Raw genomic sequence first — 26177 nt, forward strand, 5'->3', positions numbered from 1 at the left:
AGTTAATAGGTTTAATTTATATTTTGCTGCGCTTTGCTCTTATCTTCCGCCCAACCCGGACGTTCCCAAGTCTGCTTCAGCTCTTTTCCATAAGAAACCGCCTGTTCGACTGCATAATTAGGAATCGGCATGTACTGATGCGTCGGCATTACTCCCTTCGCTTTATACATTTCCTGCGCATATTTATTAAAACGGATCAAGTCAATTTTACGATTACCTTCATAAAAGAGTTCATGTCCCCGTTCGATCAGGATCGCATCCAGAAAAGCATCTTTGGTATTGGTTGCCACAGCCGGCAAATTTGCCAATCCGGCTCTGTTCCTTACTTGATTTACTGCATTTATAGCAGCCACAGAAGGAACGGTTCCTGTTTTGCGTACTTCTGCCTCTGCATACATCAATAATACATCGGCCCATCTTGCCAAAGGAATATCGGTCCCCTGGAAAGTTGTCATGGTTTCCTGCGGAAATTTATTCATAATATATCCATTCCATCTCACCCCCAGATTGTCTTTATTAATGATAACACCATTCTTGTCTTTATAACTAGTCACAATTGTTTTCAAACGACCGTCGTTACTTTCGAAAGCATCATAGTATTTCTTATCCATACTGAAAGCCTGAAACCATCCGCCTCCCACTGGGAAAGGATCCCCTTTTGCCACATCGGAAGGTAAAGCCCACATCAGGAAAGGATTCGCATTTCCATGTTTCGGGTTACCATCGGCAGCCGGGCTACAACTGACAGCCATAATGATTTCTTTATTGAATTTATTGGCATTCTTGAACAGGTCAACGTATGGGGTACTTCCAGTTCTAAACAAATCATATTTACCTGTATTGAGTTCATTATACATATCCATCGCTCTCTGATAATAGCCTTCCATGTGTTCTCCCTCGTTCAGACAGTGTTTCATCAGGCAGAAACGGGCATAGTCACGCGTATAGCGTCCCAAATCCGGAGCCACCTCGGGAGCATTCTTTGCGGCAAACTCCAAGTCATCCGTAATCCATTGAGTCATTTCGTCCAAAGAAGGACGCACGGTATTCGATAACACTTCCGGATCAATTACTTTTTCAGGGTCCAGAATGACCGGTACAGGACCGTAAACATGTAACAGAAAATACATCATCAATCCACGGCACAGACGCGCTTCTCCAAGCAGATTATTCTTTTTTTCTTCTGTAAGAGCAGTCAGAGGAGCTTTCTCCAAAGTTCCAATGATTTCAGTCATACGGGTTATTTGAGCTGTTTTCGGGAAATGGTTGAGGTTACTGCCATCATCTACATTTCCACGCCAGTAATAAAAGCAATTACTGTAGTCTCCTTTAGTAAAGCGTTCCCAGTCTGCACCTACTGTGGTAGCAGATGCACATATATCAGAAGTGGAATCAAACATACGTACCGTTCCTCCCGACTGTATATGAATACCGTGCTGCAAACCGCCTGAACCCATATCATACGTCCAAACCGTAGTGTATGGCAAGTAGCAAATCATCATATAGGAAACATACTCCTGCTCTGTAGAAGGATATTCTCCCTGCAACAAAGCTCCATAAATATAAGGATCAAAATTATTCTCACAACTACCGAATAATAGTTGCAAAGAAACAAGCATCGGTAAAAAAATCTTCTTTTTCATACGACATAATTTGTTAGATTTCATAGCTTGAAGTTTAGAAGGTTAATTTTGCACCTATTGAATAAACTCTCATTTGAGGATATTGCCCTCCGGTCAAATTAGAAGAGGAAGTGTTGATTTCAGGGTCATATCCTTTGTATTTGGTAAAGGTCAAAGGATTCTGAAAATCGACAAACACACGTATTCCTCTAATATATCCTTTAAATACAGATAACTCTTTGGGACCCAGATTATATCCCAGTGTGATGTTTCTTACACGTATATAAGAGGCATTTTCTCTTGTATAATCAAAGCCCAGATTTTCGGGTAAAGCCACTGATTTACTGATTGCGATACCCGGGAAGCGTCCGTTCGTGTTTGTCTGGGTATTCCAAATATTATAAGAATAGATACCAACATTGTGCGCATCCACTCCTCTGGAGAGACCTCCGACATCTATACTATTGCCATATGCATCATTCCATTTCTTTACTCCCAATTGACCATACATGAATATATCCAAATCAAAGTTCTTCCATGTAAATGTATTCCCGAAACCAAAATATAATTTAGGTAACGTATTATCCATATAAGAGTCATTCACATCAATGATTCCATCACCATTTTTATCTTCAACAATAGGATATCCCGGCATACAAGCAGCAGGACCTAACGAACGTTGCGATTCGGGCATATTACTCTTATCCACATTGATGATACCGGTCGTTTTATAATAATAGAATGCATTCATCGGTTCATTTTTCCTTTTCTGATATTTTTGATAATCATAGTTGGGCATACGTTCTATCCATACCGCATTATAATGGGACAGTGTAATTTGAGAGGTCCATTTGAAATCATGTGTTTGAAGATTCAGCGAATTCAAACTCACATCTACTCCGGTACGTTTATAATGTCCTCCATTGATAGGACGTGTTCCGTGCATTCCCAATAATTCAGTCGGTGCTGTACCCAACAAATGGGTTACGTCATTACGGAATACATCTACACTACCCCAGATTCTATCTCTAAGAACGGAAAAATCCAATCCGATATTTTTCATAACCGTCTTTTGCCAGGTTACATCTTCATAGTTGGCACCAGACAATATGTAAGGAATATAGGTAACTGAATTATTATTGAACTGAACATCTTCACGGGTAGTTGTTACAATACCATATAGTGTTGTACCTAAATTGTCACTACCAGTTTCACCATAACTGGCTCTTAGTTTCAACATATTAATCCAGGAGATATTCTTTATAAATGATTCTTCGTTCATTTTCCATGCTAGAGAAACAGATGGAAAGAGAGCATATTTCTTACTGGGAAAGAATTTATCCGTACCGTCACGGCGCAATGAAGCAGATACTACATAGCGACCCAATAAGTCGAAATTTCCTCTGACAAACTGTGACCTCTTTTCATTTTTATATTTATAAGAAGTCGGATAGAAAGGACCGTCTGCCATGCCTACACTGCTTCCCTGTATATGATCATTCGCATTTTCGTATGATATATCCGAACCATCGCCACTATCGAGATAACGTCCCATACCGGCCATCAGATTCATATCCAACAGCTCTCCAAACTTATGTTGAAATGTCAATGTACCTTCGAGAGTGCTTTGTTGCCTTTTTCCATATCCTAAGTTTCCTCTGGATTTACGTTGCAATGCGTAGTAAACATCAGAAGGTATGTATGAATCACGAGAGGTATTTTCCTTGTTCAATCCATACAACACTTTTGCCGAAAGCATATTCTTTATAATATCAACATCCAATGAGAAATTCATGTAGTAACCACTTTGCTCGGACTTATCATTAATATCATGCATGGAAACAGGGTTAGGCGTCCGGCTAAATACATTATATTTCCCTTCGGCATCGTATACAGGAAGATAGGAAGGATAGAAAATTGCTCCGAAAAGTGCTCCGGCTCCCTGATCTCCTAAGTTCCCAACATCCCCGCCAACAGTAGAGTTCGTGTAATTATTCTGATTCAAATTGACGATTGTTGTCAGTTTCAAAAAGTTAGTCAGTTGGGAGGTGATATTTGTACGCAAAGAGTAGCGCTCCATATCCGAATTATGAACGGTAGCATCTTCTTTATAGTAGTTAACACCCAGATAATATTTAAACTTTTCAGAACCACCGCTAATCGTCAGATTATGATTAGTCACCGCACCTGTTTTCAGCACTTTGTCCAACCAGTCCGTAGTCGGAGCATTGGCTATTTGTGTCGGTGTAAAGATAGGTGTCCACTTATCATCATAAGCGGTATTTCCATAAGGATACTGACCTTTGTCATATAAATAATTCTCCTTACTGAAAACATTGACCATGTTCATCAATTCGGGACCACTCAATACCTCCAGATAAGGATAATGTTTCTGTATGGAATAACTTCCTTCATACACTATGGTCGGTTTTCCTTCTTTTCCCTTTTTGGTAGTCACCAAAATAACACCATCGGCAGCTCCGATACCATAAATGGCGGCAGAAGCATCTTTCAGGATTTCAATAGATTCAATATCGTTGGGATTTAATCCTGCCAATCCTGCACGGTTGACGGAGGAAGGAAGTGATGTGCTCCCCGTACCGACTTCAAAAGAGCCGCTAGGCATAACCACTCCATCTACCACATAAATCGGTGTACCACCTCCACGAATGGAGATATTGATGCCTCCCCCCGGCTGGGGACTGGATACGGTTGCCTGCAAACCGGCAGCACGCCCCAACAACATTCCGGAAATATTACTGGTAGCTGCTTTCGATATTTTTTCTGTTTTTACCGTAGCAATAGAAGTAGTCAGATTTTTGCGGGAAGTCGTACCATATCCCACCACTACCACCTCATCTAAAATTTGCTGATTTTCAGCCAAGGTCACGGATAAAGAGGTCCGGTCGCCCACTTTTACTTCCTGTGTCTGATAACCAATATAGGAAATCTCTAATACGGCTCCCGGTGATACTTCCAACGAGAACTTCGCATCCAAATCAGATGCGGTTCCGTTAGCCGTTCCTTTTTCCTTGATGGTAGCACCGATGATCGGTTCACCATTAGCATCATTCACCACACCTGTGATTTTACGCTTTTTAGTGTCTTTAGAGGTATTCTGCCGTTGCCCTTTCTGGACAACAATATTCTTACCTTTTACCTCATAAACAACATCTTGCCCGTACAATATCTGATCGATAGCCTCATTCAACTGCTTTGCCTTTACACTCACAATTTTCTTTGTATCCAGATCTCCCACTTTATATACGAAAGAATATCCGCTTTTATTCTTCAGTTGCGTCATTGCTTCTTTCACTGAAACATTATTCATTTTCAATGAAACGGCCTGGGCTAGCATTGCTATGTTAAGGCAAAAGAGAGCCACGACCATTAATATGGCCTTCTTCCTGTAATTCATAAAATAAACAAATTATTTAATTAAAACTTGAATAACTCGTTTTAAAAGAGATGTATTTTGCTACCTTTGCATTATCTCTTTTGAAAACATGCTCACGTTTGAAAGTTGTTGAAGAAGAGATTCAGGAGCCGGAAGATGTTCGAGATCTTCCGGTTTTTATTTTTCTCTCCTTATTCATTCACTAAAGACTATTCTGTATTATTTTCTTCCTTCATATTCTTCAATTTCTAAGGTTAAACAATCATAGTATTATAAATCTCTGGTAACCGGTTAATAGATAGTTATATTGCGTTCTTCAATCTTATATTGTATTTTCTCCGTAGATGCCAACGCATCCAATACTTCCTGAATACTTTGCTCCCGACGGACAAAATTACCGTAGAACCGGAAGGTATTTAAAGAATCATTGGCGATGCGAATAGTTACATTGTAGCTACGTTCCAATTCTTTCACGATGTCCGGCAGAAGCTCTTCATCAAAAAACAGGTAACCGTCCGTCCATTGCGAAGCATTAGAGGCTGTGACTGTTTCTACTGTCATCCGTCCGTTCGTTTTATTCAATATTGCTCTCTCATCAGGCGCAAGAATTGCTTCTTTCTCTTTTTTCAGTAAATTATTCAGTTCTACTTTCCCTTCCAATAAAGATACTACAACTTCATGATCCTCCGGGTAATCGCGAAAATTAAATTTTGTTCCCAGTACTTGCAATTGTAAATCCTTAGTCTTTACAAAGAAAGGGAGTTTCTCATTCCGCCGGACTTCAAAATATCCCTCACCTTCCAGTTCGATCATACGATTATCGACTCCGAAACCTTGTGAGTAAGTCATTCGTGAACCGGCATTCAGCCAAACTAATGTACCATCCGGCAAATAAAGCTTTGTCCTCGATCCTAAAGGAGCTTCTACGGATATATCCGCGAATGTGTCTTTTACGTTCACTCCTCCCTGCCAATAAGAGAAGCAGCCGACTGCAAGTATGACTGCAATAATCGCTGCATAACGCCACAACATTGACAACCGGAATCCATGATGAGACGTTTTTTCTATTTCCTTCCGATTTCCGATACGTTTCTTAAATGTATCGAACGCTTTATCTTTATTGTATTTCGACGCAGCTTCACGACTGACAGCAGAAAACCAGACTTCCCGCTGCTGAATAAAGTAATTCTTATTTTCAGGTGATGCAGCTATCCATGCTTTCAGTTCGGCTAAAGCATTTTTGTCCAAACCTTCCGTCAGATAGGTTGCAATCAATTCATCAATATGTTTCTTTTCTTCTTCCATTTTTCTGCGTTCTATAAAGGAGACAGTAGTTTTTTAATTGAGGGTAGTCTGAAAATGACTTTTTTTCGTTTTTACCCGAAAAAAAATAAAAGTAGAGTAATCAGATATTTACTTAGATTCATTTGTAAAGATGCTAATGCATTCTTTATATGATATTTAACCGTATTGACAGAGATGCCTAACTCTTGAGAAATTTCTTCGTATGATTTTCCTTCAAAACGACTTTTATCGAACACGCGACGACATTCGTTCGGCAATTTATCAATGGCTTTATATATTTCCTCTTCCAGTTCACGCTCCAGCAATGCACCTAACGGATGCGAATCGGAGATCGTCATTTTATCGTCTGTTATCTCATCAGGCATTAGAGATGAAAACGCGATCTCACGCTTTTCCCATTCAGAATTCAGATAGTTGATACAACGATTACGGACGGCTCTCACCAAATAGCTACGGATAGAAACGGAAATCGCTAACGTTTCACGAATTTCCCATAAATGAAAAATAGTATCTCCGACAATGGTTTCCGCGAGGAATTGATCTTTTACATAGCCACTTGCGACATGACACAGCAGAGCATAGTGACGGTCATATATGTATTGATAGGCGTCTTCGTTGCCTATCTTCAACTGCTCTACTATTAAAGTTTCAGTGTGCTCCATGAATGTATTAGTCGAGTTAATGGCACAAATTTAGAGAAATTGCAGCAGACTACCTAATATCCATATTAATATCTTCAAGGACATCACAATCCAAAAGAATTATAAAAAACTTCTCTCGTTGATTTACGAGATATAGAATAAAAAGTTATTTTTGCACCGTTTTTTAATTTTATCTTAAACTAGTATTATGTACAAGATTTTTCACGGCTTCCATCTAGTGGAAGCTTATCAGGACTTAAAGAAAGCCAAACGGTTGGCAAAAAATCAGACAGTGGCCAGATGTATAAAGCTAACCGTAGCTATTACCCTTTCCCTTATTTTATGGCTCCTCCCTATTGACACATTTGGTATAGAAGGGTTAACAGTTATAGAACAAAGACTTATTTCTATCTTTATTTTTGCCACACTGATGTGGGTATTCGAGGCTGTCCCTGCATGGACCATTTCTGTATTGATTGTCGTTTTATTGTTACTCACCGTTTCCGATAGCAGCTTATGGTTCCTTACTCAAGGAATCTCAACAGAAGAATTGGGACAGACTGTCAAATATAAATCCATTATGCATTGCTTTGCCGATCCAATCATTATGTTATTTATTGGTGGGTTCATACTTGCCATCGCAGCAACCAAAAGCGGATTGGACGTATTGTTGGCACGCGTCATGCTAAGACCTTTCGGAACCCAATCACGCTATGTACTATTAGGATTCATTCTTGTTACAGCTGTATTTTCAATGTTCCTTAGCAACACGGCTACAGCTGCCATGATGCTCACTTTCCTAACTCCTGTATTAAAAGTACTTCCGGCAGACGGTAAAGGAAAAATTGGTCTGGCTATGGCTATTCCTGTAGCTGCTAATGTGGGTGGCATGGGAACTCCTATCGGCACACCGCCCAACGCAATTGCCTTAAAATACCTGAATGATCCGGAGGGACTGAACCTAAATATCGGTTTCGGAGAATGGATGAGTTTTATGTTACCCTATACTATTATTGTATTGTTTATCGCTTGGTTCATACTTTTACGATTGTTTCCCTTTAAACAAAAAAATATTGAATTACAAATTGAAGGTGAAGCCAAAAAAGACTGGCGTTCCATTGTGGTTTATATCACTTTTGCTATCACAGTCATACTTTGGATGTTTGACAAGGTGACGGGAGTAAACTCTAATGTAGTAGCTATGATTCCGGTAGCCGTTTTCTGTATAACGGGAGTCATCACCAAACGCGATCTGGAAGAAATCAGTTGGAGCGTACTTTGGATGGTAGCCGGCGGCTTCGCTCTGGGCGTTGCTTTACAGGAAACCGGACTAGCGAAACATATGATTGAAGCTATCCCATTCAACACATGGCCTCCTGTATTAATGATTGTCGGCTCCGGACTTATTTGCTATGCTATGGCTAATTTCATCTCACATACAGCTACTGCCGCATTGCTCGTCCCCATCCTGGCCATTGCAGGAAGCAGCATGCGTGAGAACCTATCTTCCTTAGGTGGAGTAGAGACTTTATTGATCGGAGTAGCAATCGGTTCATCATTAGCAATGATATTGCCTATCAGTACTCCTCCCAACGCATTGGCACATGCCACAGGCATGATTCAGCAAAAGGATATGGAAAAAGTCGGAATAATCATGGGAATCATCGGACTGATATTGGGATATACCATGTTGATTATACTTGGTTCCAACAAATTATTATAAAAAATTCTCTTCCCATACAAATAAGCCCTATGAGAAGCAATCATTCTTATAGGGCTTTTTGCTAATCAGTTTTACTTGAAAATCTGGAAAGAATCTCTTTTGATATTGCTATCCGTTGTTTCAGATAGTGGCATACTTCTTCCCACCGATAATATGGGAAAAAGGATGTGACCACCGGAATGGTTGCTTCTTGCTCATTCAAAAGTATTTTGACCCAGACTTGACAGTCCTTATCACGATAAAACACCCATTGCACATTAGCTGCCATCGGAGCAATCTCATAATCTTGCCAATAAATGGATACGGAATCAGGTGATACTATCTGTATATCCGTTTTTCCTATACCCATCAATGCTACAAAAGGAATGACAGTTTCTGCATGCGCAAAACGAAGATCCACCCGATTGTCCGATTGCCCGTTAATTGCCTGCTCTGTCGTTTGAATAAACTCTGAAAGTAACGGCCATGCAATTGCAACCGGCAACATATTTCCAACTGGTGCTGCACTTTTAGTCAGATATTGCCGCAAGTTTTGTGTTTGCCAATAACCATACCATTCTTTATCCTTAAGAATACCTTTCATATTAAAAGATAAGCCTGTATCAGGAAGTATAGCTGCTATTGAGAACAAAGCCATGACAAACTCCCGTTTTTCCTGTTCTGTTTCTTGTCCTGAGGTGAGAAAAATCTTTTTCATGACAGGTGTAAAAACTATCTTATCTTGCACAAATGATTCATACAAAGAAATCCAGTCACCTTTCTCTTTATAATAAACATAAGGCTTGTTCAAATCAAAAAAACGAAGAAGTGGGTTATATTGCTTTCCTGCACTTTTCTTTATTACCAATGAGGAATCCTGTTTTTCCATACCAGAAAGAAAAGCATCCATACTACTAATACAACGAGGAATATAGGAAGCTATCGCTTCAATTCGCGCCGAATCTACAAATATTTCTGGATAATGCAATAGCATACGCTCTGCTATTCCCTTTTGTTCCTGTTCTCCTACTGCCGACAATTCTCCCCATTGTCCTTCGAAAGCTTCGGATAGCCGTAATACCGTAGCAAGCAGTTCCTGACCTTTTACAGTCAATCTTTTTTCCTGCTCCGCCAATATAAGTACATTTCTAACCTTCTCTAATGCTTTTCCCGAAGTCGGGAACCGTGCTCCGTGCCTTCCTAAATGATTGATATAAAAAGGAACCATACCATCATGGTTCAAAACAGATAGATTCTTTATAAAAGGATACGGCATAGCCGTTCCCGCATATTTCTGAATTGCACTTTGCCCGAATAAAAAAGTTATAGGGAAAAGCAGACCAGCTAAAAATATCAATATTGCTTTCATCCGGCAGAATATATATTTGTTTGCCAAACATAACAACCGGACATAGAACAATGTTTATATACGCCACCTACTATTTCTCATTTTTTAAATTGATTGCCGGATAAGATCCTGTCTTTTCCGACTCTCCATACTTGCTCGGACTTACACCATAATATTTTTTAAATACCTCACGGAAATATTTCGCATCCGAGAACCCGACCATATCGGTAATTTCCGCTATTGTATATTCGCCCTGCTTTAGCAATTGTGCAGCATGTTGCAAACGTATCATCCGGATATAATCAGCCGGAGCATAACCTGTCAAGACCTTTAATTTATTAAAGAAACTCGTACGACTCATGTGATGGCGACTGCTAAGCATTTCTACATTAAAATCCGGATCCCCCATGTTCTTCTCTATACATTCCTTGACCGAAGCTATAAATTTCCAGTCCAAAGTATTAGTACAATTAACCAGAAAATTCTGTTCTTCCTCTTCGATACTATTATAAACCTGACGAAGCAAAGCACGATTCGCCAGTAAATTCTTAATCGTTGCCTTGAGTATTCCTACACTGAAAGGCTTGGTGATATAAGCATCCGCTCCGATTTCCAGCCCTTCGAGCATATTCTTCTCGTCTCCCAATGCTGTCAGCAAAACGACCGGAATATGAGACATCTCAAGATCCCCTTTTATCGCTGAACAAAGTTCATCTCCGCTCATTTCAGGCATCATTATATCGGATATAACAAGATCCGGATTAAATTCCCTGATTATGATAAGTGCATCCTTTCCATTCGGACAAGCCTGAATATTATAACTCGTCTTCAGCATATCCACCAGATAATTGCGCAAATCATCATTATCCTCCACTATCAGGATCCGTTGTAAGGAACTGTTTATCTGGGATATTTCCATAGCCGGCAAATCAGAAATACTACCCGGTATGATAGTCTCCGGACGTTCATCCGGCAGCTTGGGAGAAATAAATTTAGCTTTATGAAGATGGCTATTTCCTTTCGGGAAAGTAACTCGTACACAAGTGCCTTGTTGTTCATTGCTCTGAATCTGAATCTTGCCTTTATGTAATTTGACTAGTTTGTATACCAACATCAGCCCTATTCCGCTACCTGTCACTTTTAGATTGACAACATTACTACCTCTAAAACAGTTCCTGAACAATTTCTTCTGTTCGCACGAAGGAATACCAATTCCCGTATCTTTCACCTCAATGCTCCACGTGTTTCCTTCCTCACAAGCGGAAATGCAGACACTACCTTCTTCAGGTGTATACTTCAATGCATTCGACAAGATATTTTTCAGAATAGATCCCATCTTGTCACTATCAAACCACACATTCAGATAGTCAAAATTGCTTTCATAAACAAACCTGACATGTTTCATTTCAGCATATTTGCGAAAAGCAGCACAAACATCATTCATAAAAGTATTCAGCTCATACTCGGAAACATAAAGAGTGGATGAATAGACATCTATCCGTTCGAAATTTATCAAGTTCGTTGTCAGCTGAAGCAATGTATTTACATTCTTAAGAGCCATATTCATATGGGGTAACGCCTGTTCGGTCACCATACGATTTTCTATGACTTCCTCCAGCGGAGCTTTTATCAACGTAAGCGGCGTACGTATGTCATGAGCCGTATTAATGAAGAACCGTGTCTTCTCATCCGACACTTTCTTCTGCTTTTGCAACATGATGATACGAAAGATGATAATCATAACCAATACCAACAGAATTGCATATCCCACCATAGCCCACAAACTGGCCCATACCGGAGGTGTTATAACAATCTGAATGTTCCTTGTCTCATAAGTCTTATACTTCTCTTCATTGGATACGGCACGAATTTGTAACGTATAACTGCCAGGAGGCAGATTTCTGACAAGAATCCGGTTATCCTGACTTGGACGACTCCATTCTTTATGATAACCATCAATTTTCCATGAATAAAGAATGTTGGAAGGATAATCATAATTAATGGATGCCACATCAAGGGAAAATGTATTTTGTCCGTAAGCTAGTTCCAGCCGGTCAGTTTCGTCAATGTCCTTCTTCAAAGGAGATCCGTCATCACCCGGATAAACAGGATGATAAGCAATCATAAAATCACGTAATAACAGGCGTGAGTAATGCGGTTCCGGTATCTGTATATTTGTCGGGAACTTAACTGCACCTTCATTACCGCCAAAAACAAGTGTGCTTTTATTCCAGGCGGTGGCAGAACCTGCATTAAAATTGACACTCATCAATCCTTGTTCCCGTGTCCAATTACGAAAAGAATGTTTCTGGGGGGAATAGATTGTAATACCGGTTTCCGTACCCATCAGAAGACTCTCGTCCTGACGTGGAAGAATTGTATAAATATTGTCAGAAATCAACGCACAGTTATCAGTACGATATTGATGGATAAACTTTTTCTTATTAATGTCATAAACAAGAAGTCCGGCTCCACGGGTACCAATATATAGGATACCGTCTTCTCTCTGGTATAATGCACATATATAGGGAGATTCAACAGGCAGGTCAATATATTGGTAACTCCCGGATTCCTTATCAATCAGGTAGAGTCCCATTCGCGTACCAATCCACATCAGCCGGTCATCCTTCTCCTGAATGGTAGTAATAGAACTTACTCCCGGATATAAACGTACATTTTTAGTCTCAAGATTGATACGCTTCAGATGATAATATCCACCGGACCAGATATCACCTCCCGAATCTTTTTTAATGTCATAAATATATTGGTCGGGACGTACTCCTGCAATGGCGGCAGGAGAAAGATAAGTTACCTTAAAACCTTTCTTCTTCTCTATCTTGTAAATACCCGATGTATAACCACCAGCCCACATTACACCGGGAGAGACTTCACACAGCGCTAAAAAAATGTGATTCTCATCATTCGGTACCGGATCAAAGGAGCTAAAGAAGGAACGCCATTCTTTTGTATCAGTCTGATAGAAACTAATACCGTTACTGGTTGCAAACCAGAGGTCACCGTCACTATCTTCCACTACATCATGAACCTGATCGTTCACCAGTGACCGGGTATTACCAAGAGAATGTCTTATCAGGTCATAACTTCCATAACGGTTGTTACGGATTGTAATGCCAGTGGGATAATTTGCGAGCCAGATGCGATCTTCTTCATCCACATAGACATCATTAATATTATTTCCATTCATCCCGTTATAACTGCTATAATCAGCTGTTATATAGGGTTCACTCATGTAGGTATTCACATCCAGCTTATATACACCTTTTCCTCCTGTAGCCACTAGAAGTTCATGAGCGTTTAAAGCAACGATCTGGTTAACCTCTACATGATTGGGAAATTGACAAGAGATGATTTCTCCTGTTCCCCCCATGTCATATATAAGTATTCCCTCTTTATAGTTTCCCACAAATAACTGTTTTGAAACAGCATGGTAATAAAGTTCATGTACCGGAGCGATGCTTTCCAACGCTTCATCAGGAACCAGCCTTAACTTCCCCTCTTCTATTTCAGCACGAAATAAACCACTCCCCGTACCTATAAAAAAAAGATTACTATCTGTCTGTTCAATGGTAGTTATTTCACCGTCAATCGGCACCGACATATTTAGCACTGTTCCGGTATGGGTATCATACCAGGTAATGTTATCTTTACAACACAACCATATACGGTCATTATTGTCCAAATAACCATAATTCAGAAATGCTTGCGACTTATTTCTGATCAGCTCCGGATGCACATAAGCCAGTTCAAACTTGTCATGCTGCGAATCATACCTAAAAATACGACCTTTCTGACCAATTACCCATAATACATTTCCGTTGTCCATATAAAGCCAATTCAAGGCAATCCGTGAATCCAACGTCATGTTATCGTCTGAAAAGTTGTAATGCTTGATATGTTTGCCATCATAACGGTCTATCCCTTCTTGAGTCAGAAACCACATATACCCCCGTCGGTCTTTTGGGATATGGTATATTTTCTGATTATTCAACCCATCTTCCAGTCCTATGTACTTATAAATCTGTCCCTTGCTTACAGTACCATTAATGAGAAGAAGTACAAACAAAAAGAATCTTCTCATTTTTACAAAACTACTCATGTCTTTCACTAATATTCAAAAAAATACTCTGCAAAAATATGAAAAAATTAATTAAAACGCAAGTCGAAAATGTATTTATATTTTAACCATCAATTATTATTAATACTCATACTCCCAGTTTTAAATTTGTTGAATATTGTAAAGAAGAGCTAGAATTTCAGTTACCCCTTAATCTGTAAAATTTCATAAATGCATAAATAAAAAGCTATTCTAATATTATTAAAATAGCTTTTTATTCATATATCATCTATTAAACAATGCGGTAGTTACACTCTCTTTTCCTAGGTAAAAAGCCTTTGCTTTTATCAGTGGAGCATTACATGCTACCGGAGTTTGCCATTCTATGGAACTTTCCGTAGGCTCACTACCATCGGTTGTGTAGCGGATTACCGCATTGGGAATGGCAGTATTAGCCAGTAGTAATCCATCCCTTATCATAATACCGGGAGGAGACACCCGGAAATTTATTCCCCGCTTTGCCAAACGTGGCAATTCATAATCTACAATACCGGCATTATATTTCCGTTTGGCATCCATATATACTTTGCCGTCCGGAGATAATGCCCACGATGGTTGAACATTCCAAGCACGTTCTACCAATCCGAAGACTTTTGGGAAAAGATAATATTCTACCTGTTCAAAACTACGGATAGTTTCCGACCATATTTGTCCGGATAGACCTTTGATATTCTGATAACCTTCTTTTGTCAAGGGCTGTTTTCCGTTTGAAGCAGCTTTCACATCAACAGGTTCACCTTTCAAATTCCGTCGTAAAGACTTATAAATATCAAAAGGCAACATATCAAACGTCACATATTCATCCACATAACCGCCCCAACGCAATCCCGGTTCTTCCACATGATAGCAATATGCCATGTCTAGATAAAAGTTACCCACATTACAGAGTATAATCGGATAGCCCGCATTAGCTAGCTTATACGGCACTTCATCCCCACCCTGCTCCGGAATGGTGTTCCAGCAATAATTTAATACCTTACTGTTTCTGAAATGTTCATTAACGGTATTATCCGGATTCATAACAATGTCCTGCCATCCGACTGCCTGTATGTTACGTTTGTCCAGCATTTCCAATATTTGTTCCAGAAAATAATCCTTCAGATCCCGTATCTTAGTCAGTCCGTTCTCTTGCATAAAAGTGCGGCAGATAGAAGAACCTTCCCAAATACCTTCCGGCACTTCATCTCCACCCACATGGAAAGCAGTCAGTTCTACTCCTGCATCCTGATACATCCGTACGATTTCATCAATCACTTTTTCAAGAAAATGATAAGTGGAAGGCATGGCAACATTAATCACATTATCTGTGAAATTCTGTGCCGACAGATATTGGGAAGTATCTGCAAAGTCAGTCAAAAGATATTCTTCCGCTTTCGGTTGGTCTGTAGCTATGTATTTCTGATAACGGGCATTCATGGCTTTAATCGCTGCCCGGGAATGTCCGGGAATGTCTATTTCGGGAATAACTCTGATATGCCTTTCTTTCGCATATTTCAAAATATCCATGAAGTCACTGCGAGAATAATATCCATTAGCCAATGAAGCAGTATCTGTCTCATTCCATCCCCAGGCATACGCAGGATAAAGACATGTCTGTTCATCTATGGTATGTCCTCTGCGAGAAGCTATTTCTGTCAATTCCTCCAATCCGGGTATTTCCACACGCCAGGCCTCATCATCACTCAAATGCAAATGCAGTACATTCATCTTATAGAATGATAATATATCGATCAGTTTCAGCAGGTCCGCTTTCTTTGTAAAGTTGCGGGATACATCCAACATAATTCCCCGATGCCCCATGTCCGGATAATCGGTTATATGAAGATTAGGTATCGGAGAAGAAGTTAGTTCCATGTTATCTAATAAGGCAAGCAATGTTTGACAAGCATTAAATATGCCATGTGTATCACTAGCTTTCAAAGTCAACCGGTTATTCTTTATCACGATTTCGTAATATTCATCGGGATATTGACAGGTAATAGGAACCTCCATTTTCTTCAATTCAATGATTGTTTCTTCATCCTTATCGGAAACGCTGCATCTTAATAATGAAGTCAATTGACTTTTCAATAAAAGAGCTTCCTCTTTAAACGCATCATCAAACTTCAGACAAACCTTTTGAGAGAAAGAAGAAACACCGCCCGTCTTTTCCACTTTTTTAGGAGCAGGAAAAAGAAAAAGTATATCACAATCTACCGGTTTGCTGAAATCATCATTCTGCTTATAGAAATAATTTCCATCTGCATAGGGAAAGCTGTTCCTCGAGCTAATCCATTGGGCATCGGGCTTAAAAAGCTCAATCTCAATGGGGACATTTTGCGGTTGTAACGGTTTTCCTTTTTCATCGGTAGTTACCATATAAGCCCCTTCAGGAACCGAGGACACATTAATCACATTTCCTTCACTCAATATGGTAAAAGTGATTGTTTCACCCGGTGGCAATGCCTGGTAGTGTTCAGTCGGGTACATTTTATAGTAAGTCGAACCCAAACATTCAATTTCCAGCGGTGCATTAATAGGTTGCTGATAATAAATAGGTGTCTGATTAAAATAGATCACCCAATTATTAGTCAAGGATTTATTCCCATTATTCGTCAGACAGAATGTATTCTTAAAATATCTGGCCTCCACACTATCTTTTTCCAGTTTCCATGTTAAGGATAGCTGTGAGGAAGGGGGCTGTTTACCAGCCCCGCAACCAAACAGGCATATCCCCAACATCATTATCCATATATTCCTCATAGTTATCATAAGGGAATTATTTAGTTAATGAACGAATACATTCCACCTCTTCTGCCGAATAAGGGGTTCCATCACTACGGAATATATCGTGGAACCACAATGGAGGTTCAACAACATCAGGCAATGGAGTATCCCATGCAAAGATCGTATTTGTTTTTCCGGCTACAAGGCCCCAGTTGATTGCACCGATATTTTCTCTCTTCAGCATTGGCATAATATCCTGGAAAGTACTATTTTGAGTACGTGCCATATATTCTGTACAAATCATCGGGCGACCGTATTGCTTCAATGTATCAATGAGTTGCTGATGCGAATTCACGCCTTCATACGTGTGGTATGTTATCACATCCGAATTTTCCAATTGGAACTTATTCAGATTAGTCAGGCTCATATCCCAAACTCCGGCCGACAGAGGTTGTGACGGATTCACCGTTCGTCCCCACGTAAATATTTTCTGCAATAACGGCAAACTTCTTTCACCGTATCTATATCCTCCCGAACCTCCGGGTTCATTATATAAGTCCCATAATACGATTCTCTTATCATCCTTAAAGGTAGTCAGGATATCTTTCACATAGCTTTCCAATACCGGAAGTATCACTGCCGTATCGCCTTTATAATACAGATCACCCGGGTCACGTGCCCATCCCGAATTGTGTACTCCCGGCTGTGGTTCCGGCTGTTTGCCAGCCTGATATACAGGATTCCAGCAATCATCCAGGAAGACGAAGATGGTAGAGATATGATGCTTGTCGGCAATAGCAAGGTATTCATTGATACGTTTCTTAAAGCCTTCCTTATCTGTTTCCCAAACCAGGTGATGCAAATATACGCGCATACAGTTCATGCCTATTTCTTCCGCCCAACCCAGTTCACGATCAATAGTCACCGGATCAAAAGTATCTGCCTGCCACATCTCCATTTGGTTGATTGCCGTGCTCGGAATAAAATCGCATCCACGAAGCCATCCCCATTGTTTATACCACTCATTAGCCTGCTCTTTTGTCCAGACTTCACGAACAGAGACAGTTTTCTGGTTGCAGGCAATCAACATAACACCAATAAAAAAGGAAAGTAATATCTTTTTCATATAATCGTTTTACTTTATCAAATTAAAAATCTTTTTATTTTCTCCACGTAAATATTACCATATCACCCGGTTCGACTGCTATCGTAGAACCGTCCGGAGTAATCGTTGAACCATTTTTCAACACTCTGCTAACAGAACTATCCACATCAATAGACAGGTTCATCACATTACGAAAATTTCTATTTACTACCACAAGATATTGATTACCATCTTTCTCCAGGACAGAAACAACAGCACCTGTATCACTCGTAGTCAATGATTTTATAGGAGTCGGCAGACTTCCCAAAGCCTTCGTACCTTCAGGTATTTCACTTCCGGTGTGAGATACTGAAATAACCTGTGCTCCCAAGAATATACCCGCAAGTTGCTGTACTTCCTGATTAACTGTCTTGACCAAATCATACACTTCAGTCGGTTCGTCATGTTGAAGTCCGCGATAGGTAAAATACTGGATTGCCTGCGCACCATAAGCCAAATCACTGAAAACTTGTAATCTCAACTCGGGCAATGTCGGTATCTTATAAAAATGAGTTTCATCAAGCTTATGGGAAAGTGCAAGTGCAAATGCCCAGAACGGCTTATTATTCTCTTTAGCTGCAGCCGATATTTCTTCCAGATTCCGATACCAGTCCGGACGGACAATGCTTGGAGCACCATTTATAGATACAATAGGATAATTGTCAAACGAAATAAACGGAACAGGAACTTGTTCTATAAATGATTTTACATTTTCTGAATAAAGCTCTTTTCCCCATGCCCAGTTAGGGTACAGATTTATATAACAAGGATGATGGCTGTCGATGGTTTTAATCTTCTTCACCAATTCGCCCAAACCCGGCAAATCATTCACTTCCGGTTCATCCTTCAAATGATAGGCATACAAAGCCGGATGATTCATCATCGCTTTTACAACCTCTTCGGCAGTAGCAACAGACAAGAGATCCTTACAAGAAGTTATCATTTTCACTCCGGTCTTCTGTGCGGCGTCAAGCACCTTCAATGTTGTTTCCAAATCATCGTACCATCCCAGATAAATATTAATGCCGGATGCTTTCATCACCGGGAATTTCTCCAGCGACTTGTCTGCTTCCACTCCGGTCCATGCTATAATCGGGAATTCTCCATCAGTTGTAGGGATATAAGAATTACCCTGAATAATCTCAATTTCTTGTGTCTTTACTCCATTAGGTACTACGCGGAATACAGCCGTACGTCCGGTTCCTGTATTTGCATTTGCAGTAATTGTCACAGTTCCGTTTCCACTCCCTTTGGCCGGTGAAATGGTAACCCAAGACTGATCCGTCTCGTTTACAAATTTCCATTCCGTATTAGACTTTATCGAATAAACCTCCGTAAAACCGTCATTACCGATCTGTAACTTCTCCAAATTCCCGGAAATTGAGAAAGAAGCTTTCTCCGGATCCATCGAACAAGACATTAATAACATTGGCAACATCGAGAAAAAGAACGTAACCAGAAATTTCTTACTATATGTTTTCATTGATATATACATAATTCTATTGAATATTAAATTAAAGACTATTAATCATGATCCCCTCTTAATTGTAAGGAGTCAATCGTATCACTTCACTGGCTTTATCAATATGTATTGTATAAAGTCCGGCTTTAAAATCAGGACCGGGAATCAAATCACCGGGAGCATTTCTCGTTATCAGGTTAGCAGGCTCAACCGTATATAGATTCTTCGTGTCTTCCTCTTGCGCCCAACCATATCCCCGATAGAACTTAAATCCCATAGTTTGGTCAATGTAAACGACTGCTTCAAAAGCACTTGCCCCTACCTTCTTAAAGAAGAACCATTGGTGAGGATATGCGAAGTCCCAAGCAAGCGTAGCCACATAAGGTTCGCGTGGAAATCCGACTCCAGTACCGAGAATATACATCACCTCCGGATAGAAAACATCCCGTGGACGTTCCATATACATGAAACCATTTGATGTATTATATTTCAAGTTATAAAGTACCGACGGACCATCGAATTTTGCTTTGCTCCCTGAAACATTTTTAAAGAATTCCGGCCGGAGCATATTGGTGACATCACTACCAAAACCTATAAAATTAATCTTGGCACTTTCTACCAACTGAACATCTAATTGAACATATCCTCCTCCCACATCAAAGAAGCGGGACTTATCAATATCAATGCTGTATGTCAGAGTCTTATCAGCCAGGAAGCTCAACATATCAAAAGTGATATTCTCCAATGTATAGCTCCCTACCTTAGGAGTCGGAATCGAAGTAGCTGCATCATCAGTCACAATCGCGATCTTATCGTCTGAATATCCCCATACCAAACCGGAATAATCAGGTTTATTATTTATTATCTTTTCGGCAACTTTAAAATGGTCGCCAATCCCTGCCAAATCCGCCGCACTCGTCCGGAAACTATAATCCGTTTCATTCTGACTCTCCTTGTCCATTTCATACACATTTCCCAAATCATCAACAAGGTATAATTTGGAAGGTGTTTCCGGACGGGTCACCGCCACACTTGCGACCTCATCCAAAGTCAGAGTCGACTCATTGCCACCTAAATCGTTTACAGCTTTTATAGTCACCACAGGACGTCCATTCTGGAAACCGGCAACAAAAGGTAAAGTAGCTTCCTCTTCAATAACCGCAGAACGTCCGCTCAAGCCTTTAGACAAATTCAAGATTTCGGCTCCATCCATTGTCACTAATAATTGGAATGAAACCAAATCATTATATTCATCACTGACCTGTGCGGTGAACTTCACTTTATCACCAGCCGCCACAACCGTTTCACCATTCACTCCCCGCAATACGGCATTTTCTATTTTAGGTTTTGAAGGTGTAGGCCACTCCGGCCATTCACTTGGCTTACTAACATCATCTTTTGCACACGAAAGGAGCAATAACGACGACATGAATAATACATATATCTTTTTCATTTTTCTTAAGATCTCTAGTTTAACAATAATGAATGATGACATTAATTGCGAGCTGCCGCAAGATCCGCTTTCCATCCCTCACGTTCAAATGTCTGTACCAACACTTTTCCATAAGATTCCGAAGCTTGTTGAACCGCATAATTAGGAATAGGCACATATTGATGTGTAGGAGCCACTCCTTTGATCTTCGCTGTACGTTGCGCATACTGATTAAAACGGATGAGATCTATTTTACGCATCCCTTCATACAACATTTCATGTCCTCTTTCCGTAAGTAAAGCATCCAGGAAAGCTTCAACATTCGCTGTTGCCGATGACGGGAGATCACTCAGTCCGGCACGCTTACGCACCTCATTGACCGCAGCAATAGCGTCAGCGGACGGAGCCGCATTGTTTTTACGTACTTCGGCTTCCGCATACATGAGTAATACATCTGCCCAACGAGCTAACGGTATATCAGTCCCCTGAAAAGCCGTAGCTGTTTCCACCGGGAATTTATTAATGATAAACCCGTCCCATGTAGTAGTATTCCGGTCAATCCAGGTTCCTGCAGTCGTATAATATTTAGTCAGGATCACTTCACGACGTTTGTCCGAAGGATCATACGTATCCCAAAATTTCGGAGACACATTGAAAGTTTGTCCCCATCCCTGCCCTTGCAGATAGAAAGGAGTAGGATTTCCCTGATCGTCCACTCGGGCTGCATTATCGGGAGTAGCAAGCATCATCAGCGGGTTAAAGTTGCCGGACTTATTCGTACCATCCGCCGTTTCATCGCAACTGACAGCCATAATCACTTCCGAATTAAAGTTATTAGCATTTTTAAATTGCTCGATATAAGGATTGTCCCCTTTCTTGAAAAGACTATATCGTCCCTTCAACTCGTTATACATATCAATCGCTTTCTGATAATAACCGGACATATAATAGCCTTCATTCAGGCAATGCCGCATGATGCATACACGTGCATAGTCTTTATTGTAACGTCCCTGTTCCGGCTGCGTATCTGCAATATACTGATAAGCATAATCAAAATCAGCCATAATCCACTCCGTCATTTGCTGCAATGTCGGACGCACCAGATTTTCCAGTTTTGAAGGATTAATCAAATCGTCCGGATCGACAATCAAAGGAACAGGACCATATACATGCAATAAATAATACATCATCAATCCACGACAAAGACGGGCTTCAGCAATAAATTCCCTTTTACGCTCTTCGGAAACCACTTCGGTAGAAGCTTTCTCCAGTGTACCGATCACATTGGTGAAGTAGGAAATCTCACTTACTTTCGGAAAGTGGTTCGGGTTTTCATCGCTTAATGTACCGCTTGTATAATAAACACACTGACTGAAATCGGCTTTAGAAAGGAAATAATATCCGCCTCCCCAACCATTATTCCACACAGCCACCTCATCTGTCGGATAATCAAAGAACTTCAGTACACCTCCGGCAGGAATATACCAACCGTGCTGATTGCCACTTGTTCCGGCACCGATCCAATAGGTCCATGTTGTCGTAAAAGGCATATAGCAGGTCATCATAAATGATTCGTATTCGGCTTCAGTCACCGGATAATTAGATACATTCAACGTGCCATACATCTTGGGATCAAAATTATCCTCACAACTGCACATGATAAATGCAATCATGACAAACACCTTAAATAATTTATTCTTGTTCATATTTTCAATCTTTTCTTTCGTTACAGGTTTTCTTAGAAACATATTTTTGCTCCGAAGGAGTATGTTCTCGTCATCGGATACTCCGCTTTGGAGCCGTCGCCACCCGTCTTTATTTCAGGATCGACACCTACAAACTTGGTAAAAGTAAACGGATTCTGACAGTCGATAAAAACTCTGATAGAACTCACATAATCACCCACTCTTCCCAGCTTCTTTCCTGAAAGGTTGTATCCTAAAGTGATATTCCTGACACGTACGAACGAAGCATTCTGATAATCTTCCTCAAAGCCTACGTTACCAGGTAAAGCGACAGCCTTTGTTGAAGCAATACCACGCCGGTTTCCATTCTGATTGGTTTGGGAATTCCAGATAGTATATACATATTTGTTTGAATTCTTGGGACTCGTGTAATACACATCTCCGACAAGTGCCCAACGATATGCATAGTTATAGCGTGTACGTCCGAATTGTCCATACATAAATACATCCAGATCAAAATCTTTGTATACAAATGTATTTCCAAAGCCTATGTGAATTTTTGGAAGTGTATTCCGCATCTTTACATCATCAATCGTTATTTTATTATCCCCATTTGCATCCTTAATAATCGGATAACCGGGCTGTTGCGCATCTGCCGGCAAAGATTTCTGCGATTCGGGCATATTGCTTTTATCTATGTTGATAACGCCTTCCGTTTCATAGTAATAATAAGCATTCACCGGTTCGTTCTTGCGGATTCGATATTCTTCATAATAATAGTTGGGCATCCGTTCTTTCCAAACGGCATTATGATGTGATAAGGTCAATTGTGAGGTCCACTTAAACACACGGGGGATTTCAAAGTTAAGTGAGTTAATAGTCGCATCCCATCCGTAACGTACATAATGTCCATAATTCATCGGGACGGAAGATGTCATACTAAGCGGAGAGGCAGAGTCATATCCCAGCAAGTTGGTTACATCATTGCGGAACATATCAAAACTTCCCCAGATTCTATCTTTCAAGACTGAAAAGTCTATACCTATATTTTTCATGGTAGTCTTTTCCCAGGTAACATTCGGGTAATCAGGACCGCTAAGCAAATAAGGCACATAAGTCACTGAATTGTTAGAGAACTTGATATATTGGGCTGCCAGACTGAAAGTGCCATAAAGCGAACTACCCAGATTATCATTACCTGTCTGTCCATAACTACCACGAATCTTCAACTGGTCAATCCATGATATATGCTTCATAAACGGCTCGTTAGATAATTTCCAGGCCAATGATACTGAAGGGAAATAGGCATATTTCTTTCCCGGGAAAAATTTATCCGTTCCATCGCGGCGAATAGTAGCGGCAACTACATATCTGTCGAGCACATCCACACTTGCCCTGGCAAATTGAGAACGACGTTCATCGGCTGCTCTGAAAGAAGTCGGGTAGAAAGCGCCTTCCGCAGCTTCCACCTTATCAGCAGCAATGTGATCGTTAATCTGTTCGTAGTCAAGTTCAAGTCCATTTGAATCGTTCGTATATCTTCCCATACCGACTACGGCATCGACACGTAACAAATCTCCAAACTGCTTTTTGAAAGTCAACGTGCCTTCCATGGTTTGGTTTCTACGTTCAACATATCCCAAATGCCCTCTTGATTTATACATGTCCATAAAATATATATCAGAAGGAATATACAGATTACGATTAGCATTCTCCTTATTAATGCCATACATCAAACGGAAGGACAACATATCCTTGATTATATCCACATCGGCAGCAAAGTTTAGATAATAACCGCTTGTTTTAGTCCGGTCACTAACTTTTATCATCTCGGCCGGATTGGGGTAATTTGAATATAAGGTAGGTTTTCCATCCTCACCTCTGATTGGTAAATAAGAAGGATAAGTCAATGCTGATTGTATGGCATCGTACCCATTTCCACCACCTCCGCCACCGGAAGTTGAATTTGTATATTCATTTTCATTTACATTGACAATTGCTGTCAACTTAAGAAATGGAAGCAATTGTGAAGAAATGTTTGTCCGAAGAGCATAACGTTCCATAGCGGAGTTTTCTACCGTACCTTCCTGTTTGTAATAATTTCCGGACAGATAATATTTCAGCAGTTTAGAACCACCCGTAATTGTGATATTATGATTATTGATGCTACCATCCTTTAATACACAATCCAGCCATTCTGTTGTTTGAGCGGCAGCTATCTGTTGAGGTGAGAATTGAGGTACCCATTTATTATCAAAAGGTTTATCACCGTAAGGATACATACCGTTCGTAAATAAATAGTTTTCTTTATTGAAAATGTTGGCAACATTCATATATTCTTCCCCACTCAAAGGTTCCAGATACGGATAGTTTTTCACGATAGAATAATTTCCTTCATAAGTGATTTGGGGACGAGTTTCAGTACCTTTCTTTGTAGTGATTAAAACGACACCATTGGCTGCACCAATTCCATAAATGGAGGCAGATGCATCCTTTAAAACTTCGATAGATTCAATATCGGCAGGGTTAAGTCCGGCCAATCCCGAACGATTGATAGAGTTGGGCATAACCTGGTTTCCGTTTCCAACCTCTAAAGAAGTGGAAGGCATCATTACTCCATCCACTATAAAGATAGGAGTACCTGCCCCACGAATTGAAAGGTCAACTGCTCCACCCGGTTGCGGGCTTGTCAACGTAGCTTCCAGTCCGGCAGCCCGCCCAAGCAACATCTGTGACATATTACTTGTTGCGGCTCGCGATATTTTTTCCGTTTTTACCGTTGCAATGGATGTTGTCAGATTCTTACGGGTGGTCGTTCCATATCCTACCACAACAACTTCATCCAATTGTTTTGAATCTTCTTTCATCGTCACATTCAACGTCATCGGTCGGGTAATTTTCTGCGTGTATGTAGTGTAACCTATTGAAGTAAATTTCAGTATCGAGCCTTCCGGAACTTGCAACTGGTAATTGCCATCTATACCGGTAATGGTTCCTTGAGTAGCCCCTTCTATCATAACAGTCACTCCCGGAAGAACCTCGCCGGATTCGTCCACTACCTTTCCGGTCACTTTGACCGGCTGTTTGTTATCCTGTGGTTGAGATGAAACTTTGTTTAATACAATCTGACGTTTTTCAATCGTATAAGATACTCCTTCGCCTTTAAAAAGTTTATCCAGTACCAGAGTCATCCGTTCATTTTTCACAGTAATGCTTACTATACGACTTACATCAACAATATCTTTGTTGTATAAGAAACGATATTCTGTCTGATTTTCGATACTAGTCAAGACCTCCTCTACAGTCACATTCTTCAGTCGCAATGTAATTTTGGCGGATTGTGCCAGGATAGGTATACTGATAGCTTGCAAAGCTATACAAAACAACCATATAGCACAGATTCTCCCCATTTTTACATTCGCAGGTACATTAATTCTCTTTTTCATTTTTCTAATTGAAATAAGTTTCATACCTTTACATGTTTGGTTATTGGTTCTACAAATAAGTTGATTAACGAATAACTGAATCTTTGGAAAGGAAGGTGAGTCAGACCTTCCTTTTTTTTATCAGTTGTCGGAAGCTGAATTCACTGATTATG

The 26177-nt window shown here is 40.2% G+C and carries 13 protein-coding genes; 1 reads left to right on the top strand and 12 read right to left on the bottom strand.

Annotated features, from left to right (window positions below; genetic code table 11):
* Nucleotides 1-11: 11 nt before the first annotated feature.
* The 4 genes from HMPREF9009_RS00060 to HMPREF9009_RS00075 all read right to left on the bottom strand — a co-directional run bounded on the left by HMPREF9009_RS00060 (nt 12) and on the right by HMPREF9009_RS00075 (nt 6986).
* Nucleotides 12-1667 (bottom strand): RagB/SusD family nutrient uptake outer membrane protein, encoded by a 1656-nt coding sequence (locus HMPREF9009_RS00060; RefSeq protein WP_049701091.1) that lies wholly within the window; start codon nt 1665-1667, stop codon nt 12-14.
* A 10-nt stretch (nt 1668-1677) separates the two neighbouring features.
* Nucleotides 1678-5040 (bottom strand): TonB-dependent receptor, encoded by a 3363-nt coding sequence (locus HMPREF9009_RS00065; RefSeq protein ID WP_049701092.1) that lies wholly within the window; start codon nt 5038-5040, stop codon nt 1678-1680.
* A 270-nt stretch (nt 5041-5310) separates the two neighbouring features.
* Nucleotides 5311-6324: a FecR family protein gene (locus tag HMPREF9009_RS00070; protein ID WP_004316847.1), complete on the bottom strand. Its 1014-nt coding sequence runs from the start codon at nt 6322-6324 to the stop codon at nt 5311-5313.
* Between the two features lie 71 nt (nt 6325-6395).
* Complete coding sequence (locus tag HMPREF9009_RS00075) at nt 6396-6986, bottom strand: RNA polymerase sigma-70 factor (RefSeq protein WP_049701093.1); 591 nt, start codon at nt 6984-6986, stop codon at nt 6396-6398.
* A 187-nt stretch (nt 6987-7173) separates the two neighbouring features.
* Here HMPREF9009_RS00075 and HMPREF9009_RS00080 point away from each other — a divergent pair, with 187 nt between their 5' ends.
* Nucleotides 7174-8688 carry an SLC13 family permease gene (locus HMPREF9009_RS00080; protein ID WP_049701094.1) on the top strand — a complete coding sequence of 505 codons (1515 nt, stop codon included), beginning with the start codon at nt 7174-7176 and terminating at the stop codon, nt 8686-8688.
* A 61-nt stretch (nt 8689-8749) separates the two neighbouring features.
* Here HMPREF9009_RS00080 and HMPREF9009_RS00085 read toward each other — a convergent pair whose 3' ends face one another.
* The 8 genes from HMPREF9009_RS00085 to HMPREF9009_RS00120 form a co-directional block, all read right to left on the bottom strand.
* Nucleotides 8750-10036, bottom strand: a complete 1287-nt coding sequence (locus tag HMPREF9009_RS00085) for a histidine-type phosphatase (protein ID WP_049702178.1) — start codon at nt 10034-10036, stop codon at nt 8750-8752.
* 70 nt (nt 10037-10106) lie between these two features.
* Nucleotides 10107-14132, bottom strand: a complete 4026-nt coding sequence (locus tag HMPREF9009_RS00090) for a hybrid sensor histidine kinase/response regulator transcription factor (protein WP_049701095.1) — start codon at nt 14130-14132, stop codon at nt 10107-10109.
* A 243-nt stretch (nt 14133-14375) separates the two neighbouring features.
* Nucleotides 14376-16901: a family 20 glycosylhydrolase gene (locus tag HMPREF9009_RS00095; protein ID WP_049701096.1), complete on the bottom strand. Its 2526-nt coding sequence runs from the start codon at nt 16899-16901 to the stop codon at nt 14376-14378.
* A 7-nt stretch (nt 16902-16908) separates the two neighbouring features.
* Complete coding sequence (locus HMPREF9009_RS00100; RefSeq protein ID WP_049701097.1) at nt 16909-17982, bottom strand: cellulase family glycosylhydrolase; 1074 nt, start codon at nt 17980-17982, stop codon at nt 16909-16911.
* A 34-nt stretch (nt 17983-18016) separates the two neighbouring features.
* Nucleotides 18017-19495 (bottom strand): BACON domain-containing protein, encoded by a 1479-nt coding sequence (locus HMPREF9009_RS00105; protein ID WP_049701098.1) that lies wholly within the window; start codon nt 19493-19495, stop codon nt 18017-18019.
* Nucleotides 19496-19541: 46 nt separating this feature from the next.
* Entirely contained in the window at nt 19542-20957 is a 1416-nt protein-coding gene (locus tag HMPREF9009_RS00110) for a DUF5125 domain-containing protein (protein WP_049701099.1), read from the bottom strand.
* A complete protein-coding gene (locus HMPREF9009_RS00115; protein WP_049702179.1) occupies nt 20957-22600 on the bottom strand; it encodes a RagB/SusD family nutrient uptake outer membrane protein in 1644 nt (547 codons plus the stop codon). The genes HMPREF9009_RS00110 and HMPREF9009_RS00115 overlap by 1 nt, the downstream gene beginning before the upstream one ends.
* 32 nt (nt 22601-22632) lie before the next feature.
* Nucleotides 22633-26049, bottom strand: coding sequence for a SusC/RagA family TonB-linked outer membrane protein (locus tag HMPREF9009_RS00120; protein ID WP_049701100.1), 3417 nt, complete (start codon nt 26047-26049; stop codon nt 22633-22635).
* Nucleotides 26050-26177: the final 128 nt, after the last annotated feature.

The sequence above is a fragment of the Bacteroides sp. 3_1_13 genome (assembly GCF_001185845.1).
GTDB classification, from domain to species: domain Bacteria; phylum Bacteroidota; class Bacteroidia; order Bacteroidales; family Bacteroidaceae; genus Bacteroides; species Bacteroides xylanisolvens.

What these genes read in the sequence shown, in the direction of transcription:
- HMPREF9009_RS00060 (WP_049701091.1), bottom strand. Translation starts at nt 1,667, where the DNA reads ATGAAATCTAACAAATTATGTCGTATGAAAAAGAAGATTTTTTTACCG.
- HMPREF9009_RS00065 (WP_049701092.1), bottom strand. Translation starts at nt 5,040, where the DNA reads ATGAATTACAGGAAGAAGGCCATATTAATGGTCGTGGCTCTCTTTTGC.
- HMPREF9009_RS00070 (WP_004316847.1), bottom strand. Translation starts at nt 6,324, where the DNA reads ATGGAAGAAGAAAAGAAACATATTGATGAATTGATTGCAACCTATCTG.
- HMPREF9009_RS00075 (WP_049701093.1), bottom strand. Translation starts at nt 6,986, where the DNA reads ATGGAGCACACTGAAACTTTAATAGTAGAGCAGTTGAAGATAGGCAAC.
- HMPREF9009_RS00080 (WP_049701094.1), top strand. Translation starts at nt 7,174, where the DNA reads ATGTACAAGATTTTTCACGGCTTCCATCTAGTGGAAGCTTATCAGGAC.
- HMPREF9009_RS00085 (WP_049702178.1), bottom strand. Translation starts at nt 10,036, where the DNA reads ATGAAAGCAATATTGATATTTTTAGCTGGTCTGCTTTTCCCTATAACT.
- HMPREF9009_RS00090 (WP_049701095.1), bottom strand. Translation starts at nt 14,132, where the DNA reads ATGAGTAGTTTTGTAAAAATGAGAAGATTCTTTTTGTTTGTACTTCTT.
- HMPREF9009_RS00095 (WP_049701096.1), bottom strand. Translation starts at nt 16,901, where the DNA reads ATGATAACTATGAGGAATATATGGATAATGATGTTGGGGATATGCCTG.
- HMPREF9009_RS00100 (WP_049701097.1), bottom strand. Translation starts at nt 17,982, where the DNA reads ATGAAAAAGATATTACTTTCCTTTTTTATTGGTGTTATGTTGATTGCC.
- HMPREF9009_RS00105 (WP_049701098.1), bottom strand. Translation starts at nt 19,495, where the DNA reads ATGTATATATCAATGAAAACATATAGTAAGAAATTTCTGGTTACGTTC.
- HMPREF9009_RS00110 (WP_049701099.1), bottom strand. Translation starts at nt 20,957, where the DNA reads ATGTCATCATTCATTATTGTTAAACTAGAGATCTTAAGAAAAATGAAA.
- HMPREF9009_RS00115 (WP_049702179.1), bottom strand. Translation starts at nt 22,600, where the DNA reads ATGAACAAGAATAAATTATTTAAGGTGTTTGTCATGATTGCATTTATC.
- HMPREF9009_RS00120 (WP_049701100.1), bottom strand. Translation starts at nt 26,049, where the DNA reads ATGAAACTTATTTCAATTAGAAAAATGAAAAAGAGAATTAATGTACCT.